Origin of the sequence: Ignatzschineria cameli, assembly GCF_003121895.1 — a bacterium.
GTDB lineage: Bacteria > Pseudomonadota > Gammaproteobacteria > Cardiobacteriales > Wohlfahrtiimonadaceae > Ignatzschineria > Ignatzschineria cameli.
Genome location: NZ_QEWW01000005.1, coordinates 59,583 through 77,317, shown reverse-complemented (window position 1 = coordinate 77,317; position 17,735 = coordinate 59,583). Strand labels below are relative to the sequence as shown.

Below are 17,735 nucleotides of genomic sequence, written 5' to 3'. Positions count from 1 at the left end.
AAAGGTCTCACTTCAATATTGAAGTGAGACCTTTTCTTTAGCAGTAATAGTGAATCATTACAGCGAATTACAAACCATTTAAAACATGATCATTTCCCACTGATGGAAAGCCTCTATTTCCGTAGATAGTTATCTTTTAACATTCCAAAGAAACTCTCCCCTTCACCACCAATGATCGCCTTTGCACCATAGAGTGCCATATTGAGATAATTTCCGGGCGTTGCATGAGGAGGGTAGATCAGCTCTAAACGGCTCGTATGAACATCGAGTAATGCCGGACCTTCATGTTCTAAAAAGGCCTTAACAGTCTCTTCTAACTCATGAGAACCTTTTGCGGAGAATCCTTTCATTCCAATAGAGTCTGCCATTAGTGCAAAATCAGGATTTTGTAGATCGGTATAGCTATTAACCATACCATCAGCTTTCATCTCTAACTCTACAAAATCGAGCGTTCCATTATTGATCACGACAATCTTAACGGGGAGTTTCTCTTGAACAATCGTCAATAGATCCCCCATCAACATGGTCATTCCCCCATCACCACAGAGCGCAATCACTTGTCGATCGGGATGTGATTTCTGAATACCGATCGCTTGAGGCATCGCATTCGCCATTGTTCCATGTTTAAGTGATACTAATGTTCGACGCGTTCCCAATGTTTCAAAATGACGCAGTAACCAGACAGTAGCAGAACCACCATCAGCGGTTGCAAAAGCATCCTTCTTAGCATATTCACTCAATAGCTCTGTCAAATATTGAGGGTGAATGAGCTCTTCACTTGCAGCAACAGCTTTCTTATCGAGTTTTTTCACTGTTTTCTGATAAAGATGACGACAACGATCTAAAAATTCTGTCGACTCACGCTGATCAAGATGGGGTAATAATCGCTCTAAGGTGGGCTCAATATCACCAATAAGCCCTAGCTCAATGCCGTGACGAAGCCCAAGTTTTTGAGGATCTCGATCGATCTGAACGATTTTGGCATGCTTAGGATAAAATTGAGACCAAGCAAAATCAGCGCCCAAAATAATGAGCGTGTCACACTCTTCTATCATCTGGTAGCCCGATCTGATCCCCATCATACCGGTCATACCAACGTTGTAAGGGTTCTCCCCTTCAATAAAATCTTTTCCGCGAGAAGTATGCGCAATCGGCGCCTTAAGGCGCTCTGCTAACGCAATCACTATTTCATGCGCCCCTTCACATCCCGCTCCGGCATAGATTCCAACTTTACCACCGCTATTGATAATTTTTGCTAATTTTACCAGCTCGCTCTCTTGTGGATAGATCAATGGATGTTTAGGTTGATAGAGCTGGCGAATAGGGAGATCCTCAACCTCCGTTGCACTAATATCAGAAGGAAGAATGACTACCGCAACACCCCGCTTTGCAAGTGCTTCTTGACAGGCAGTCATAATCACTCTCTTCGCTTCATGGGGATTTTTAACCTCTTCACAATAGACTGAACACCCCTCATAAATCGGTTTATAATCCACCTCTTGAGGAAAATTGGTGCCCAATACAGCGGTTGGAAGCTGGCTAGCTATCAAAACCACCGGTGCACCATTGCGATGACTCTCATAAAGACCATTGATAAAGTGTAGGCTTCCAGGACCACAAGAGCCGGCACAAGCGGTTAAACCTTTGGTCATAAAAGATTCTGCACCAGCGGCAAATCCACCCACCTCTTCGTGGCGCACATGAACCCACTCAATCTCCGTATGAAAACGCATTGCATTGGTAACATCATTGAGCGTATCGCCGACCACACCATAACAACGCTTTACTCCAAAGAGCTCCAATGTCTCCACAATAATCTGTGCTACTTTCTTCTTTGCCATCTTTTCTCTTCCTATCGATTTATAGAATGATAAAAATAGAGCGACCTTCACGGCTCTTACTGAACTGTTAGGTCGCTCCTTTCATACCATTTTCTATATCATGATGAATACCGAACAATTAATGCCGAATCACTACTTCTCTAAAAAGTTCTCTTTTAACATCTCAAAAAAGGTGTGCCCTTCTCCCCCTAAGATTGCTTTCGCTCCATAAAGCGCCATATTCTCATAGTTAGTAAATTCAGCATGAGGAGGCCAAATAAGCTCTAAGCGCTCAACATGTACATCAAGCAATGCCGGACCTTCATATGCTAGAAACTCTTTCAGTGTTGCCTCTAACTCATGAGAACCTTTCACAAGAAAGCCCTTAATGCCGATCGCTTCCGCAACTTTTGAAAAATCTGGATTTTGAAGATCGGTATAGCTATTGACGATTCCCTCCGCCTTCATCTCTAACTCCACAAAGTCGAGGGTGCCGTTATTGAGGACGATCACTTTTAAAGGAATCTTCTCTTGAACTAAGGTTAATAGATCTCCCATTAACATCGCGAGTCCTCCATCTCCTGAAACAGAGATGACTTGACGATCGGGGTAGGCTTTCTGAATTCCAATCGCTTGTGGCATCGCATTTGCCATTGTTCCATGTTTCATCGAGAGCAATGTGCGGCGTTGACCATTCGTATGGAAATGGCGATTGACCCAAGCCATCGCTGAACCGGTATCGCCGGTGACAATCGCATCATCATCGGCATACTCACTCAATAACTCTATTAAGTATTGAGGATGGATTAAACCTTCATGATCAGCTACGGCTTTCTTATCAAGTTTCGCCATACATTTTGTATGTAACTGACGATAATGATCTAAAAATGCAGTATCACTCTTACTCTCTAGCGCCGGCAATAGTGCTTTTAAGGTCTCCTTAACATCACCAATCACACCCAGTTTTATGGCATGACGTAAACCTAATCGACTAGGATTGAGATCGACCTGAATAATCTCGGCATTCTTAGGATAAAATTGTGACCAAGCAAAATCAGCCCCTAAAACTAAGAGCGTATCGCAATTTTTAATCATATCATACCCTGATTGAACTCCTAACATACCGGTCATACCAACGTTATAAGGATTATTGCCTTCTACAAAATCCTTTGCTCTTGAGGTATGCGCCATCGGGGCTTTTAACTTTTCACAAAGAGCAATAATCTCATCAAATGCTCCGGCACAACCTACGCCGGCAAAAACACCGATCTTCTTACCACTATTGAGAAGCTCTGCAATCGCTTTAATCTCGCCATCAGTTGGACGAATAACCGGTGCAACCGGTGCTTGCGGTTGTAAAATAGGGGTATCCTCTACCTCTTGTGCACTAATATCGGAAGGGAGGATCACAACAGAAACACCCCGCTTTGCGATCGCTTCTTGGCAAGCGGTCATAATCACCCGTTTTGCTTCATGGGGATTTTTAACCTCTTCACAAAAGACAGAGCAACCTTTATAGATTGGCATATAATCTACTTCTTGAGGGAAGTCAGTGCCTAATACATTGGTCGGTAATTGACTTGCAATCAAAACAACTGGAGCACCATTTCGATGACTTTCATAGAGTCCATTAATAAAATGAAGACTGCCCGGACCACAAGAGCCGGCACAAGCAGTTAAGTTTCCTGTCATATAAGCTTCAGCACCGGCAGCAAAACCACCTGCCTCTTCGTGACGCATATGAACCCATTCAATATTGGTATGATGACGCATCGCATCTGTCACATCATTTAACGTATCACCCACCACACCATAACAGCGTTTAACACCGGCTTGCTCAAGCGCTTCTACAACAATTCTTGCAACTTTCTTCTTAGACATAATGACTCCATATAGATCATATTCATATCGAAAATAGGAAATGTGCTACTCCCTCATTGTAATATTTTTATATAAATCGATAAAGATTTAATTTTACAGAATATTTATCACCATTTTTTCTACAGATTTATCAAAAATTATTTATATCAGCAGTTGTGAAATGAATATGAGCGAATAAATAAAAGGGTAGATATCTTTCATTATCTACCCTCTCTGCTATCAGAAGTGATTTAAATATAAATCAAATTTATTTTTAGTACATTTTAAATACAATTCAATTATTGTTTAAAGCATATATTGAAACATATATTAACTATTCATTAATCATGGATTAAATATAGATTGAGTATAGATTGAATATGCTGGCATATATATCTTTAATAATTCTCTCATCAACCCTTACTGAGTGACTTGCTCGTTCTGGCGCTTACCAGCATCATCGGTCTTTGCAGCCCAATAGGTCGCTAAAATCGGCCCTGAAATATTGTGCCAGAGACTAAAAATAGCACTTGGAACGGCAATAACAGGATCAATAGCAAAATGGGTCTTCGCTAATGCAGCGCCTAAACCAGAGTTTTGCATCCCCACCTCAACAGAAACCGCTTTACTATCGGCATAATCGAGCTTAAAGAGCTTTGCAATCCAAAATCCAAAGAGAAAACCTAATCCATTATGGAGGACTACAACACCAAAAATCAGTAATCCCGATTCAATAATCGATTGCTTACTCCCACTTACCACAACTGCAACAATCAATACAATTGCCGCCACTGAAACAAGTGGTAATACCTCTGTTGCCTGTGCGATTCGCTTTTTAAAGAGCATTCGTAATAGAACACCGATAGCGATCGGAAGAAGTACCATCTTCAACACCGACATAAACATGGCACCCATTGAGATATCGATCCATTGACTCGCTAATAGATAAAAGACTAGAGGGGTTAAAAGTGGCGCTAACAATGTTGAAACAGAAGTACAAGCAACAGAGAGAGCGATATTTCCCTTTGCTAAAAAGGTGATGACGTTAGAAGCGGTTCCTCCAGGACAGGAGCCCACAAGAATAATCCCTACAGCAATCGGGGCCGGCAACATAAAGGCCATCGATAAACCATAAGCTAACAACGGCATAATAATAAATTGCGCTACAACCCCTAATATCACCGCTTTGGGATGCCGGAGAATCTCTCCAAAATCAGAGAGAGTTAGGGTCATCCCCATTCCCAACATTACAATTCCCAATAACCAAGGAACATATGGTCCAATAAACTTAAATGTATCTGGGGTGAAAAAAGCTAATCCTGCAAAGAGCAGTACCCAAAAAGCAAATGTCTTTCCCACAAATTGACTCAAACGAGCTAACGCTTGCATCTAAAATTACTCCTATCTCAATTTAAATTATTTTATCTTCAATATCTCTCTATTTGAGAGGCATCGTGATTGGTCGTTAGTCCCTCGATCTTGGTAAGATAAAGTCCCTTCGCCTCTAAATGATCTTGGGTAAAAATCATTTAAATTTTGCCGATGCTTCCACTCATCGCGCCTAAGAAAATCACTAAATGCGCTTACGCTTAAATATAAGATGGAGAGAATTTTTAGACTCTTTCAAGACCATTATCATCCCTCTCTCCATCAACCCTTATTCAATCCTTATTCAATAAAAAAGAGCATCTATAAAGGTAGCACGCTTTCTTAAATCGATTGATAATTTGCTTCTAAAATCGCCATCACAACGCTACTAGCCTTATTTTCTGTCTCTTCGATCTCACTCTCAGGGTCTGAATCTGCCACAATACCGGCTCCAGCCTGTACATAAGCGATCCCCTCCTTCACATATGCAGAACGAATAGTAATTGCACTATCGAAACGATCCCCCTGCATCAACCCTTCAACATAACCGATAGCACCGCCATAACTTCCGCGCGCCTCCTCTTCAAATTGATAAATTTGACGCATCGCCTCAATCTTTGGCGCCCCGGTCAAGGTTCCCATATTCATTACTGCAAGATAGGCATCGATCGGAGTTAATCCCTCTTTAAGTCTTCCTGCAACACGAGAGACAAGATGCATTACATAACGATAGCGATCCACCTTAAGAAGATCTTTCACATAGATCGATCCTGCTTCAGAGACCTTCGCAAGATCCTCTTGTGCTAAATCGACCAACATCAGATGTTCTGCTAACTCTTTAGGATCACTCTTTAAGAGCGCTTCCATCTTCTGATCTAATTCAAGATCGATCTCTCCATCAACCAATCCTCGGCGTTTAGTTCCCGCAATAGGGTAGAGTTCAAGCTCTCGAGTATAGGGAGAATATTTAAGTGCCGATTCAGGAGAAGCACCAAAGAGGGTAAAATCACGATCTTGTAGATAGAAGAGATAGGGACTAGGATAGGCGCGTTTTAATTGCCGATAACTCTTAAAAGGAGAGTGACAGGGAAGAGAGAAGCGCCGAGAGGGAACGATTTGCAACAATTCACCAGCTTTTGTCTTTTGAATAAAATGTTCAACAGTTGCTTTAAAAATCGCTCGATCAGGGATTCTTACACCATTTTGAGCATCGACAATCGGCTCTTTAATCTCAATAGCCGGCGATATTGGAGATTCATTATCACAAGCCCCCTGTGGATAACTTTGTGAATAAGTTTTAGGACAACTCCCTATTTCAACCTCTTTAAAATCCTTTTCAGACCCATTTTTACAAGTTGTACCCTCATTCCCAAAATGATCTGTGGATAACTCTGGGGATATTGTGGGGAAAGTCTCTTTTTTCACCGAGAGCTTATCAATCAATTCACTATAGTGCGCCGCTTGTTGATTAAAGGAGCGATAGATCTCCAATCGATCCCGTTTATCGCTCTCTAAGAAGAGATGCTCATAGATGACCCGATCCTCTTTATGGTCGATCTGAATCAACTCTTCCGCCAAAAAGAGGCATAAGTCTGTACTTCTTCCCTTATCGGGAATCTCAACTTGATAATATTCTCCTACAAGGTCATAGCCAAATAATCCCCCAATAAAGGGAGAAAATTGAGGATTTTTCAAAGCTAATAGCGGATCTAAAATCGTCAAAACTCCACGAGTATACTGATCACAGGGAAAAGAGAATGTAACACGATCCGATTCCATCGCCCCCACAACCGCAGTTGCGAAGGTCTTTTGTAGATCATTAATCAAATGGGTACCTAAAAGCGTTAATGCCTCCACAGTTACACATGCTTTTAATACGGTGATGCGTAAAGCGGCTTTTGTAATCATCATACTCTTTAATGCACTCTGATTATCGGTGCGAGCCGACTCAAAGAGCATTCCTAAAGCTTGATCACGCTTTTGCATCAATAGTTCAAAGAGGTCAAAAGGCTCAAAGTGAGAGGGGATCTCACGACTTAAGGTGAAAATTTCTGCTGCAACAGGTGCTTCCATATGGTCTCCTACAATTTAACTAACGCTTTCAGCGGCATCTTAAACAACACATTAAAAATGTTAAAAAGGGTTGCTATTTTTGGGATGAGAGTTGATTAAACTCTCTCTAATTTGATGAGCGCAATATGGAGCATAAAAAAAGACCCGCATATTGCGGGCCTCTTTCTTCGACACTCTTTTTTCAAACATCATAAAAAAGTGCTTACCCGCTACTATGCGCGTAACCACCAACGACGGAAAAAACGGATTGAATGTGTCGAATGAATCATCTATTGTTATATCCTTATTCTATTTTACTATTTTAGGATCTCTCGATTACTTCTTATCATACCGATATATTGATTATATACAGCTTTAATATCTAATAACGAATATCTCATGTCTCACACCTTACATTTAAGAGTAGATCGATCGTTACTAAATGGGGGCATAAAAAAGACCCTGATTTAATCGAGATACTTAGGATATAATTTGCATGTTTTTTGGAGGAAGTCAACAAATTTTATCTCGATCAATCAGGGCCAAGAGCAGAAACTTTGATTCAAAAGTTGAAAGTAAAGTTTAAAAGAACAACAAAAACAACTGCTAGAAAGGAGTATCCCAAAGGATACAAAGAAAAGGTGAAACTAAAGGTAAAATATTAAATCTGTTAAATCTGTTAAATCTATGATGCTCAACTCAATTGATACACCATCAAATATTACTATTACGGTTACTATTACGGTTACTATTACGGCGCGTCTACTTCTCTTTAAGAGCGGCTTCAATCTCTTGAGCCTCTTTCACAATTGAGATCAATCCATTGCCAGAGAGATACCAGAGCGTTGGATCTAAATAGACCATCTTCACCTGCTTATTGAGTGCTTCATTAAGCGGTTGAATTAGGGTCTCTTCCACCTTCTGCTGATCCATCGATGTTGCACCAATGGCGGCACTACGATCGATAATAAAGATCAGATCAGGCGCAACTTCAGTTAGATAGGTTAAATCAGCTACTTGTCGCCCCTCTTTCGGTGCTTTTTCAGCATTTTTAACCCCCAGAACATTGTGGATAAACTTCGCACTGCCACTTGTCGGTGTTGCCATCAATTTTCCATCATTATGGATCACCACAAGCGCTTGCTGATCACTCTTTGCGATCTCACGCTGAATTTGAGAGATCTGCTCTGCTAATTTAGCGAGGGCCGCATCGGCAGCCTCTTCCCGATCTGCAAATTTTGCCAATTGTGTAATGTTTTCTGAGACCGATTCAAAATAGTGATCAGAATCTACTGTAAAATTGAGGACTGGCGCATACTCACTTAAGGTCTCGACCTGATTCCCTAAACGGGGCGAAATCACAATCAGATCGATCGGCCTCTCTTTAAATTTAGTTAAATCAGGACTCTTCATCCCACCACTATCTTCCACGCTATCCCAATCTGAGGATTGAAGATAATGGGGCAGATTCCCTTTAGGAAGAGCTACAATTAGATCCGCTGCATCAAGCGCTTGCAGAGTATCCACCGCACCAAAATCCATCACCACCGCTTTGGGGCTAGCTATTGCGACCGCAAGCGAGAGGGAGAGCGAGAGCAGGCTCTTTTTCAAAAAACATTTCATAACAATTCCTAAATCACAAAAGAGTAGATGAAAAATAACAGTGACAAAAATTATAAAACTGGCTCTCAACTGACTTTAAGTCTCTTTTGAGAACATTATCCTTTGAGAATGATTCTTATTATTAATGCTTTTATTCACTTTGTCTATAGCAATCATCAAATATTTTTACTAAGCACCTTACAATAAATATCAATCTTATTGATTTACCAGGGATTAACCTCCTTTTTTTACAGAAATATAAGAGAGAAGTAAGCGACTATCTAATCATCGACCCTCTCCTCTGCAACGATTTTTAAGTGCTATTTAAACTAAAAAAACTGAAAAATTCTCTAAATTTACCGATAAAAAGCGGTCACTTCAGAAGATCCGGAGGGATTCTTAGCTAAGATCTCTCAAGATCATTCCATTTATAAAGAGATGTTATCCACACTTTTACTCACAGCTATCCACAAAGTTATCCACAGGTTTTATTGAGAAAAATAGGCTGAATGCTTGCCGGATCTCACTATACTGCTCTTCGTAATGATCACGCGCCGGTAATAGAATCTTTACCGGCATTAGAGATGCCACCTGCGGGCAGGCAGTAGTGATAAAAACTAAATAGTGGGCTCCCGCAGCTCCAAAATCTTTATGAATTGAAATAATGAAATAATAAAATAAGAGAGCAGAACGATTGCCGGATCTCTCTATCCTGTTCTTCTAATGATCGCACGCCGGCAAGGGATCTTTTCTGGCATCTAAAGATGCCACCTGCGGGCAGGCAGTAGTAATAAGAACTAAATAGTGGGCTCCCGCAGCTCCGAGAATGATCTTAGAGCTCCCCTGCTTCACCTCTGAAAAGAGAGAGATCAATAGTAGGGATGGAGTCTAATGGATAAAAATAATTGATATATAAAACAGCAAGATAGAGATTTTTAAAACCTGTTTCTTTTCAAGTGAAGCTTCTAATGTTAGAATATTGCCAATTTTATGTAGACGAAATGTCAAAACATCTATAGAAATAGTAAGCAATAAGGAGAGTAGGTTATGCAAGTGAATAACACCGTCATCTATATCTCTCCTTATCTGTTTTAAATAGCCGACAATAGTCGGTTTTTTTTTGGAAAAAAGAAAGAAGATAAATCGATAATGACAAAACCTATAATTGCACTAGATTTTCCAAACTACCTTGAGACAAAGGCTTTTTTGGAGATGATGCCGAAAGAAGAAGAGCTCTATATTAAAATCGGAATGGAGCTCTTCTACAATGAAGGGCCAATGTTAGTAGAGACCTTAAAAGCTCGTGGCTATGAAGTCTTTTTAGATCTAAAGCTTTACGATATCCCTAATACCGTTAAGAGCGCAATGATCGGCCTTGCAAAGATGGGCGTTGATATGGTCAATGTTCATGCTGCAGGGGGCAAGCGCATGATGGAAGAGGCTCTTGAAGGATTAGAGATTGGTAGTGGTAATGCGAAACGCCCACGTCTTATCGCCGTTACTCAATTAACGAGTATGAGTGAAATTGAGATGCAGCGAGAGCAAAATATTCAAACAAGCCTCCTCGAATCCGTTATTCACTATAGTAAGATTACCAATAACTCTGGCCTTGATGGCGTTGTTTGCTCTGCTTTAGAAGCGAAGATGGTAAAAGAGAATACGCGCGAAAGCTTTCTCTGCGTCACTCCTGGGATCCGTCTTGCATCTGATGCTGCAGATGATCAGCGGAGAATTATGACCCCTTTTGAAGCGAAGAAAAATGGGGCTAGTTATATCGTTGTCGGTCGCTCAATTACACAAGCTAAAGATCCTCTCAAAGCTTATTACACTGTTAAAGAAGAATGGAATAGAACGCTATGATCAAAACAAATGTTGCACACAATGTCGCTGAAGCACTTCTTTCAATTGATGCCGTTTCACTCTCACCTCAAAAGCCATTTACCTGGGCTTCTGGTCTAAAATCGCCGATCTACTGTGACAATCGTTTAATTGTCAGTTATCCTGCGGTTCGTAAATTTATCTCAAAAAATCTTATTGAATTGATTCGAGAGAAATTCCCAGAAGCGGAAGTTATCGCCGGCACCGCAACAGCTGGTATCCCTCATGCTTCATGGGTCAGCGCTGTCTTAGAAAAACCGATGGTCTATGTTCGTAGTTCCCCCAAAAAACATGGGCGCGGCAATATGATTGAAGGAATTATCAAACCGGGGCAAAAAGTGGTGATTGTTGAAGATCTCATCTCTACCGGTGGAAGCTCTATTACTTGTGCTCACGCACTTAGAGAAGCTGGCGCGGATGTTTTAGGGGTTGCAGCAATTTTTTCCTATGAATTGCCGATCGCAGATGAAAACTTCAAGCGTGAGAACCTTCGCCATGCAACACTCAGCAACTATCCGGCATTGGTCGAAACAGCTCTTGCTAAAAATATTATTAATGAAGAAGAGCGCCTTGCATTAACTGAATGGAATAAAGATCCTAGCAGTTGGGGCAAATCACAATAGAACAATAGAACAATAGACAATTAGTGAGATTATATGATGACCTTTCACTCTCTTGAATGGGCTGTAGAGATATTAGTTGATATCCTCAATGGCTTCTCCATTCTTGTTCTCCTTATCGGGGTTGTTAAAGCAGCCCTAGGCTTTATAAAAAATGAGTGTTCGAGAGAAGATCGCTTTACTATCGCCCAGAAGAATAATGGCATCAAAGTCTATCTTGGCTCCTACATTCTTTTAAGCTTAGAGATTCTAATCGCATCCGATATTATCGAGACTATTATGAATCCCTCGATCGACGATATGTTGATCCTCGGCGGTATTGTGGTCATTCGAACCGCAATCTCCTACTTCTTAGGAAAAGAGATCGAAGCGGGCAATGCTGAAAAAGAGATCGCTGAGCATAAAAAGAGAGAAACGAGAGCAGAGAGAGAATCATAAATCCGCTCAACTCAAGCGCTCTCAATTGATCTATTTAACGATCATAACAATACGATCATAACAATACCTTAAGATGAAAAATCTTAAGGTATTTTTATCTAAAAGTGCTACCAATACTTCTCTTCTTAAAAAAATATTCCAATAAAAAATCTATTTCATCCCCCTTTATTCTCTGTTAGACTCCAAAATTACTCCTCTTAATAAGAAGAATAAGTAGAACAACTAAAAAAACTAGTATTAACCCCATTGCAATAATAATAAATAATAGCCACAACAATCTCGAAGGAGTTCACAATGTTCACAACCACCAAAAAGAGAGTACTCAACTTACTCTTTATCTCCACAATAACCCTCTCAAGCACTTCACTGCTCTTTGCAGAAGTCTTGAAAACCCCCCATGATCAAGAGCCGATCGGAACTGTTGAACAGCTCTATGATGGTAAGTTGATGCCCGATCTGCAAGCTAGTACCTTTCGCAATATCGATCGCCTCTATCCCACTGCGATTGTGCAGCATGATCCCGATAATGTTAGGGAACTTCCCTATGCTGTAGTACAGGTGGAAGACCTCCAATTTCAATCAGGTGATGACTCTTTCGATCTCTATGACTATATCAATATCAATCGTGTTGCTGGCTTAATAGCGATCAAGGATGGAAAAATCTATTATGAGGATTATCAGCTAGGCAATCATAATGCCACTCGCTGGATGTCGATGTCTGTTGTCAAATCTATTACCGCAACCTTGATCGGTATCGCCCTCGAAGAGGGATTGATCAAAGATATTGATGATCCTATAGTGACATATCTCCCTGATTTTAAAGGAAGTAGTTACGATGGCGTGACCGTAAGACAGCTGCTGCAGATGACCTCTGGTGTGGCGTGGAATGAGACCTATACAGATCCTAATTCCGATCGTCGAGCTATGTTAGCATTACAAAATGCGCAAGAACCTGGGGCAATTCTTCAATTGATGCAACAATTACCTAGAGCGGCTGAACCGGGAACTCGCTGGAACTATAGTACAGGAGAGACCCATGTTGCCGGTGCATTAGTACGCGCAGCAACCGGTATGCCCGTCAGTCAATACCTCTCTGAACGGATCTGGAAGAGAGCAGGAATGGAATCAGATGCTTCATGGTGGTTAGAATCACCCGATGGCCTAGAAGTTGGTGGAAGTGGATTGCAAGCAGTCTTGAGAGATTATGCCCGCTTTGGCCTCTTTCTTTTAGAAAATGGCAATGTTGATGGAGAGCAACTGCTACCTGAATATTGGCTAAAAGAAGCGGGATCACCCAAGATCGTCAATGGTGAAACTGTTCAATATGGTTATATGTTATGGCCTGTTGAGGAAGCAGAAGGAACGATCAATGAGGGGGCTTTTACCGCTGAAGGAATCTTTGGGCAACAGATCTATATCAACCCGCAAGAAGGAGTCGTTATTGCCGCTTGGGGCGCACAACCGAAGCCAACCGGTAGAGAGACTCTCGATAGTTATGCCTTCTTTGCCGCGATGACAGAATCGATGAAGCAACTTGCAGATCATCCCGAAAACCGATCATCACTCTCAAAATAAAAGTTAAATTTTTCCGAAAGAATAGCAATATTATTTAGGCCGGATCAAATATATATAGGATCAAATATATATATATAAATAAAAAAAGCTCGGCAAGCCGAGCAAAAGTCTTCATATTGAAGGAGAAATGATCACAGAGTGATCTCTTTTCAGAGTGTGATCTGTGGATAAAGTTTGGCATTTGCCACACCTTACAACAGATCACGCCTGAAACTTGTTGTCAGAGAGAAAATCTCCTCTCCTTGACTATTTTTAATAGTGATAGGCTTAAAAAGCACAGATCACAATTTATGAGTTATGGCTTATGACTTATGACTTATGACTTATGACTTATGACTTATGACTTATGACTCACAAGTTAAAGTTTAAAGCTGAAAGATGAAATTAGATAACATAGAGATCGACATACTCATGGACTGGCATCTCCCAGAGCTTGTCGCGATCGAGTGAAACCTCTAAAATCGCTTTTTGCTGTTTAGCTGGGAATCGACGCGCTAAATTTCGCTTAAACTTCTCTACTAAAACAGGCATGCCCTCTTCACGACGACGCGCATGACCGATCGGATACTCCACTACAACCTCATCAAGCTTTGTGCCATCTTTTAGAGTAATGGTTAAACCATTGGCGATAGAGCGCTTCTCAGGATCGAAATAATCTTTCGTAAATTGAGGATCTTCCTGACAGATGATTCGATCTCTCAAAGCATCAATACGTGGATCTTTTGCGATCTCATCTTCATAATCACTTGCCGTTAAACGACCAAAGATTAAGGGGACAGCAACCATATATTGAATACAGTGATCACGGTCAGCAGGGTTATTGAGAGGGCCTTTCTTATCGATAATACGGATACATGCTTCATGAGTACGAATATCGATACGTTCAATATCTTCTGAGCTCTTTCCTAACTCATCGAGACGCTTCTTCAATGTCATTGCGGCTTCTACCGCTGTTTGCGAGTGGAATTCTGCAGGATAGGAGATCTTAAAGAGGACATTCTCCATCACATAAGTGCCGTAATCACGTTGAAACTGAAAAGGCTTTCCTTCAAATAAGACATCGTAAAAACCCCATACTTTCGCCGTTAATGCGGTGGGATACCCCATCTCCCCTTTCTGAGCCATCAAGTTGAGACGAACCGCTCGTGAGGTAGCATCGCCTGCAGCCCACGATTTACGAGAGCCGGTATTAGGCGCATGGCGATAAGTACGTAATGATTGACCATCGACAAAAGCAAGTGATAGTGCATTGAGCGCCTCATCCTCACTTAATCCTAACAGTTCTGATACAACCGCAGTTGAAGCAACTTTAACTAAGATAACGTGATCTAATCCTACACGGTTGAAGGCATTTTCAAGTGCGATACACCCTTGAATCTCATGCGCTTTAACCATCGCTGTTAAAACAGCTTTCATTGTCAGCGGCTTCTTCCCTGCTGCAACCGCCACACGGGAGAGCCAATCGGCAACGGCTAAAATTCCACCAAGGTTATCGGAAGGATGTCCCCACTCTGCCGCAAGCCAAGTATCATTAAAATCTAACCAGCGAACCATCGTTCCAATATCAAATGCCGCTTGAACGGGATCTAATTGAAATTGTGTCCCGGGAACTTTCGCACCATGAGGGACAACAGTTCCTGGCACAATCGGGCCTAAAAGCTTGGTACATTCAGGATAATCGAGTGCTTCAAGGCCACATCCTAAAGTATCAATTAAACAATATTGCGCAATTTGATAAGCAAGATCAGATTGAATCTCATAGTTACGCACATAATCGACAATATCGACGAGAACTTGATCGAACTTCACTTGTCTCTCTGTAGACATAGATATATCTCCTATTTATATTTAGATAATTAGTAAGGGTTAAATAAACGTTTAATAAAATATGCTTAATAAAAAAATGTTTAATAAAGATTTAATAAATGTTTTGTAAGGGCTTTGTAAGATTGATAGTGACTCATAATCGCCAGAGCTATCATCGTAATAACAACCATTTAAAAAGAGCACAATAGAGGGGATAAGTGAATAAAATAGAGGTTAGTGGCTACCCACTAATAGTTTTATTATGGTGAAATAATCATGGTGAAACATGGTAAAAATAGTGGTAAATGATCTATCAGTTAACTACTGATTGGAAAAAAGTGTGGAGCTCTGTGGCCGATCATAAGTGGCTCTCTACCCCCGCATGAGTCAACTTATGGGTATAAAATCGATCTTGAACTCCACACTCCTTTTATCATTAACCTCTCAACGTTAATCTTGTAACGTCAAACTCTTAAAGAGATACACTACATTTACTCCCGCTCTTCAATGGGGATAAAACGCAACTCTTCTGGACCGGTATATTCAGCTCCTGGGCGAATGATCTTATTATCTTTTCGTTGTTCTAAGATATGTGCTGCCCAACCCGCTGAACGAGAGATAACAAACAGTGGAGTAAACATCGCTGTCGGCACCCCCATCATGTGATAGGAGACAGCAGAGAACCAATCTAGATTGGGGAACATATTTTTGTGATTTTGCATCACCTCTTCGATACGATCTGCAATATCATACATTCGTAAAGTTCCCGCCTCTTGGGAGAGATCATAAGAGATTCGCTTAATCACCTCATGGCGAGGATCTGCAACTGTATAAACAGGGTGACCAAAACCGATCACTATTTCTCGATTAGCAAGTCGCTCGAGAATATCGGCTTCTGCCTCATCAGGCGAGTCATAACGTTGCTGTATATCGAACGCAACTTCATTCGCACCACCATGTTTAGGGCCTCTCAAGGCGCCAATGGCCCCGGTAATAGCAGAGTAGATATCGGAGTTTGTTCCGGCAATCACGCGAGCAGTAAAGGTGGAGGCATTAAATTCATGCTCAGCATAGAGTATCAAGGAAGCGTGCATCGCTTTCACCCAAGACTTTTTAGGCCTCTTTCCATGAAGAAGATGGAGAAAGTATCCTCCGATCGAATCTTCCTTACTCTCTAATTCGATACGAACGCCGTTATGACTATAGTGATACCAATAGAGCAACATCGAGCTAAGTGACGCGATGAGGCGATCGGCAATATCCTTTGCGCCTGCAGTATTATGATCATCCTTTTCAGGAGAGATACAACCTAATAGGGAGACGCCTGTACGTAATACATCCATGGGATGAACTGACATCGGTAATGTCTCTAATGCTTTACGCATCGAGACGGGGAGTCCTCTTAATGCTTGCAGTTTCTCTTTATAGAGGCGCAACTCACTCTCATTGGGAAGCTTCCCATGAATTAAGAGATGGGCAACCTCCTCAAACTCACAATTCTCAGCAAGATCGAGAATGTTGTACCCGCGATAATGGAGTTCATTTCCATTTCGACCAACGGTACAGAGTTCGGTAGTTCCAGCGATCGTGCCGGAAAGAGCAACAGATTTTTTTGGGCGAAAAGTGCCGGACGCATTCTGAGTCGTCATTTTTTTCCTCCTAGGAATTCTCTTTATATAGGTGATTAATTGTGACAGTTCTACAGCTCTACCCTTTAGGCAGATGCCTAGAGGTAGACTTATTATTGTTTTTTGCTGTTTTCTCTGTTTTTACTACTTTTTTGATGCAAAGAGCTGATCGAGCTGCTTTTCGTAATCGTAGTAACGAATACTCTGGTAGAGTTCGTCACGGGTCTGCATCATGGGGAGGAGACTCTTTTGAGTTCCTTCTTTGCGAATGGTGTTATACACCGTTTCTGCCGCCTTATTCATCGCTCGGAAAGCAGAGAGTGGATAGAGCGCAATGGCAATTCCAACACTTCTTAACTCATCGAGCGTAAAGAGGGGCGTTTGACCAAATTCAGTAATGTTCGCAAGAACCGGAACATTAACCTTAGATGTAAAATCGCGATAGGTTGGCAACTCGGTTACCGCTTCGGGAAAGAGCGCATCAGCACCTGCTTCAATATAAGCAGCCGCTCGCTCTAATGAGGCTTCTAAGCCCTCTACCGCAAGCGCATCGGTACGCGCAATAATCATAAAATTGGGGTCTGTCTTCGCATCTACGGCCGCTTTAATCCGATCGACCATCTCCTCTTTAGAGACAATCTCTTTATTAGGACGATGTCCGCAACGCTTTGCGCCCACCTGGTCTTCAATATGCAATCCCGCAGCACCTGCCTTAATGAAGGATTTTACCGTACGGGCAACATTGAAAGCGGAAGTGCCAAAACCGATATCAGCGTCTGCAATTAAGGGTAGATCGGTCACATTAGTGATGCGATCGATATCGATCAATACATCTTGTAACGTCGTAATTCCTAAATCTGGAATTCCAAGTGATCCCGCTGCCACGCCACCACCAGAAAGATAGATCGATTTAAATCCCGCTCTTTCAGCTAATAGTGCATGGTTAGCATTGATCACTCCCATTAATTGAAGGGGAGATTCCTCTTTTAATGCTTCCCGAAATCTCTCTCCTGCTGTTTTTATGCTCATTACAACTCTCCTTTGGTATCGCTACATCATGGTTAAAATAAACATCCTTTTACCTATCT

13 protein-coding genes are annotated in these 17,735 nt (G+C 41.5%); 4 read left to right on the top strand and 9 right to left on the bottom strand.

Going from position 1 to position 17,735, the window contains the following annotated elements; translation table 11 throughout:
* Nucleotides 1–113: 113 nt before the first annotated feature.
* From DC077_RS07980 to DC077_RS11090, 6 genes are all read right to left on the bottom strand, one after another.
* A complete protein-coding gene (locus DC077_RS07980) occupies nucleotides 114–1,841 on the bottom strand; it encodes a thiamine pyrophosphate-dependent enzyme (RefSeq protein ID WP_109201971.1) in 1,728 nt (575 codons plus the stop codon).
* Nucleotides 1,842–1,973: 132 nt separating this feature from the next.
* Nucleotides 1,974–3,701, bottom strand: coding sequence for a thiamine pyrophosphate-dependent enzyme (locus DC077_RS07975; protein ID WP_109201970.1), 1,728 nt, complete (start codon nucleotides 3,699–3,701; stop codon nucleotides 1,974–1,976).
* 399 nt (nucleotides 3,702–4,100) lie between these two features.
* Nucleotides 4,101–5,069 carry a bile acid:sodium symporter family protein gene (locus DC077_RS07970; protein WP_109201969.1) on the bottom strand — a complete coding sequence of 323 codons (969 nt, stop codon included), beginning with the start codon at nucleotides 5,067–5,069 and terminating at the stop codon, nucleotides 4,101–4,103.
* A 321-nt stretch (nucleotides 5,070–5,390) separates the two neighbouring features.
* Nucleotides 5,391–7,121 (bottom strand): chorismate-binding protein, encoded by a 1,731-nt coding sequence (locus DC077_RS07965; RefSeq protein WP_109201968.1) that lies wholly within the window; start codon nucleotides 7,119–7,121, stop codon nucleotides 5,391–5,393.
* Between the two features lie 741 nt (nucleotides 7,122–7,862).
* Nucleotides 7,863–8,723, bottom strand: coding sequence for an ABC transporter substrate-binding protein (locus tag DC077_RS07960; RefSeq protein WP_109201967.1), 861 nt, complete (start codon nucleotides 8,721–8,723; stop codon nucleotides 7,863–7,865).
* 432 nt (nucleotides 8,724–9,155) lie between these two features.
* Nucleotides 9,156–9,281 (bottom strand): hypothetical protein, encoded by a 126-nt coding sequence (locus DC077_RS11090; protein ID WP_275663922.1) that lies wholly within the window; start codon nucleotides 9,279–9,281, stop codon nucleotides 9,156–9,158.
* A gap of 570 nt (nucleotides 9,282–9,851) precedes the next feature.
* Between DC077_RS11090 and pyrF the strand changes: the two genes are divergently transcribed.
* From pyrF to DC077_RS07940, 4 genes are all read left to right on the top strand, one after another.
* A complete protein-coding gene (gene pyrF, locus DC077_RS07955) occupies nucleotides 9,852–10,562 on the top strand; it encodes an orotidine-5'-phosphate decarboxylase (protein ID WP_094568395.1) in 711 nt (236 codons plus the stop codon).
* On the top strand, nucleotides 10,559–11,203 hold the full coding sequence (gene pyrE / locus DC077_RS07950; protein ID WP_109201966.1) for an orotate phosphoribosyltransferase: 645 nt from the start codon (nucleotides 10,559–10,561) through the stop codon (nucleotides 11,201–11,203). The genes pyrF and pyrE overlap by 4 nt, the downstream gene beginning before the upstream one ends.
* 33 nt (nucleotides 11,204–11,236) lie before the next feature.
* Nucleotides 11,237–11,638 carry a DUF1622 domain-containing protein gene (locus tag DC077_RS07945; RefSeq protein ID WP_239990294.1) on the top strand — a complete coding sequence of 134 codons (402 nt, stop codon included), beginning with the start codon at nucleotides 11,237–11,239 and terminating at the stop codon, nucleotides 11,636–11,638.
* 294 nt (nucleotides 11,639–11,932) lie between these two features.
* Entirely contained in the window at nucleotides 11,933–13,213 is a 1,281-nt protein-coding gene (locus tag DC077_RS07940) for a serine hydrolase domain-containing protein (protein WP_109201965.1), read from the top strand.
* 384 nt (nucleotides 13,214–13,597) lie between these two features.
* Here DC077_RS07940 and DC077_RS07935 read toward each other — a convergent pair whose 3' ends face one another.
* The 3 genes from DC077_RS07935 to prpB all read right to left on the bottom strand — a co-directional run bounded on the left by DC077_RS07935 (nucleotide 13,598) and on the right by prpB (nucleotide 17,676).
* A complete protein-coding gene (locus DC077_RS07935) occupies nucleotides 13,598–15,040 on the bottom strand; it encodes a bifunctional 2-methylcitrate dehydratase/aconitate hydratase (RefSeq protein WP_109201964.1) in 1,443 nt (480 codons plus the stop codon).
* 470 nt (nucleotides 15,041–15,510) lie between these two features.
* Nucleotides 15,511–16,668 (bottom strand): bifunctional 2-methylcitrate synthase/citrate synthase, encoded by a 1,158-nt coding sequence (prpC, locus tag DC077_RS07930; RefSeq protein WP_109201963.1) that lies wholly within the window; start codon nucleotides 16,666–16,668, stop codon nucleotides 15,511–15,513.
* A gap of 123 nt (nucleotides 16,669–16,791) precedes the next feature.
* Entirely contained in the window at nucleotides 16,792–17,676 is an 885-nt protein-coding gene (gene prpB, locus DC077_RS07925; RefSeq protein WP_109201962.1) for a methylisocitrate lyase, read from the bottom strand.
* Between the last annotated feature and the right edge of the window lie 59 nt (nucleotides 17,677–17,735).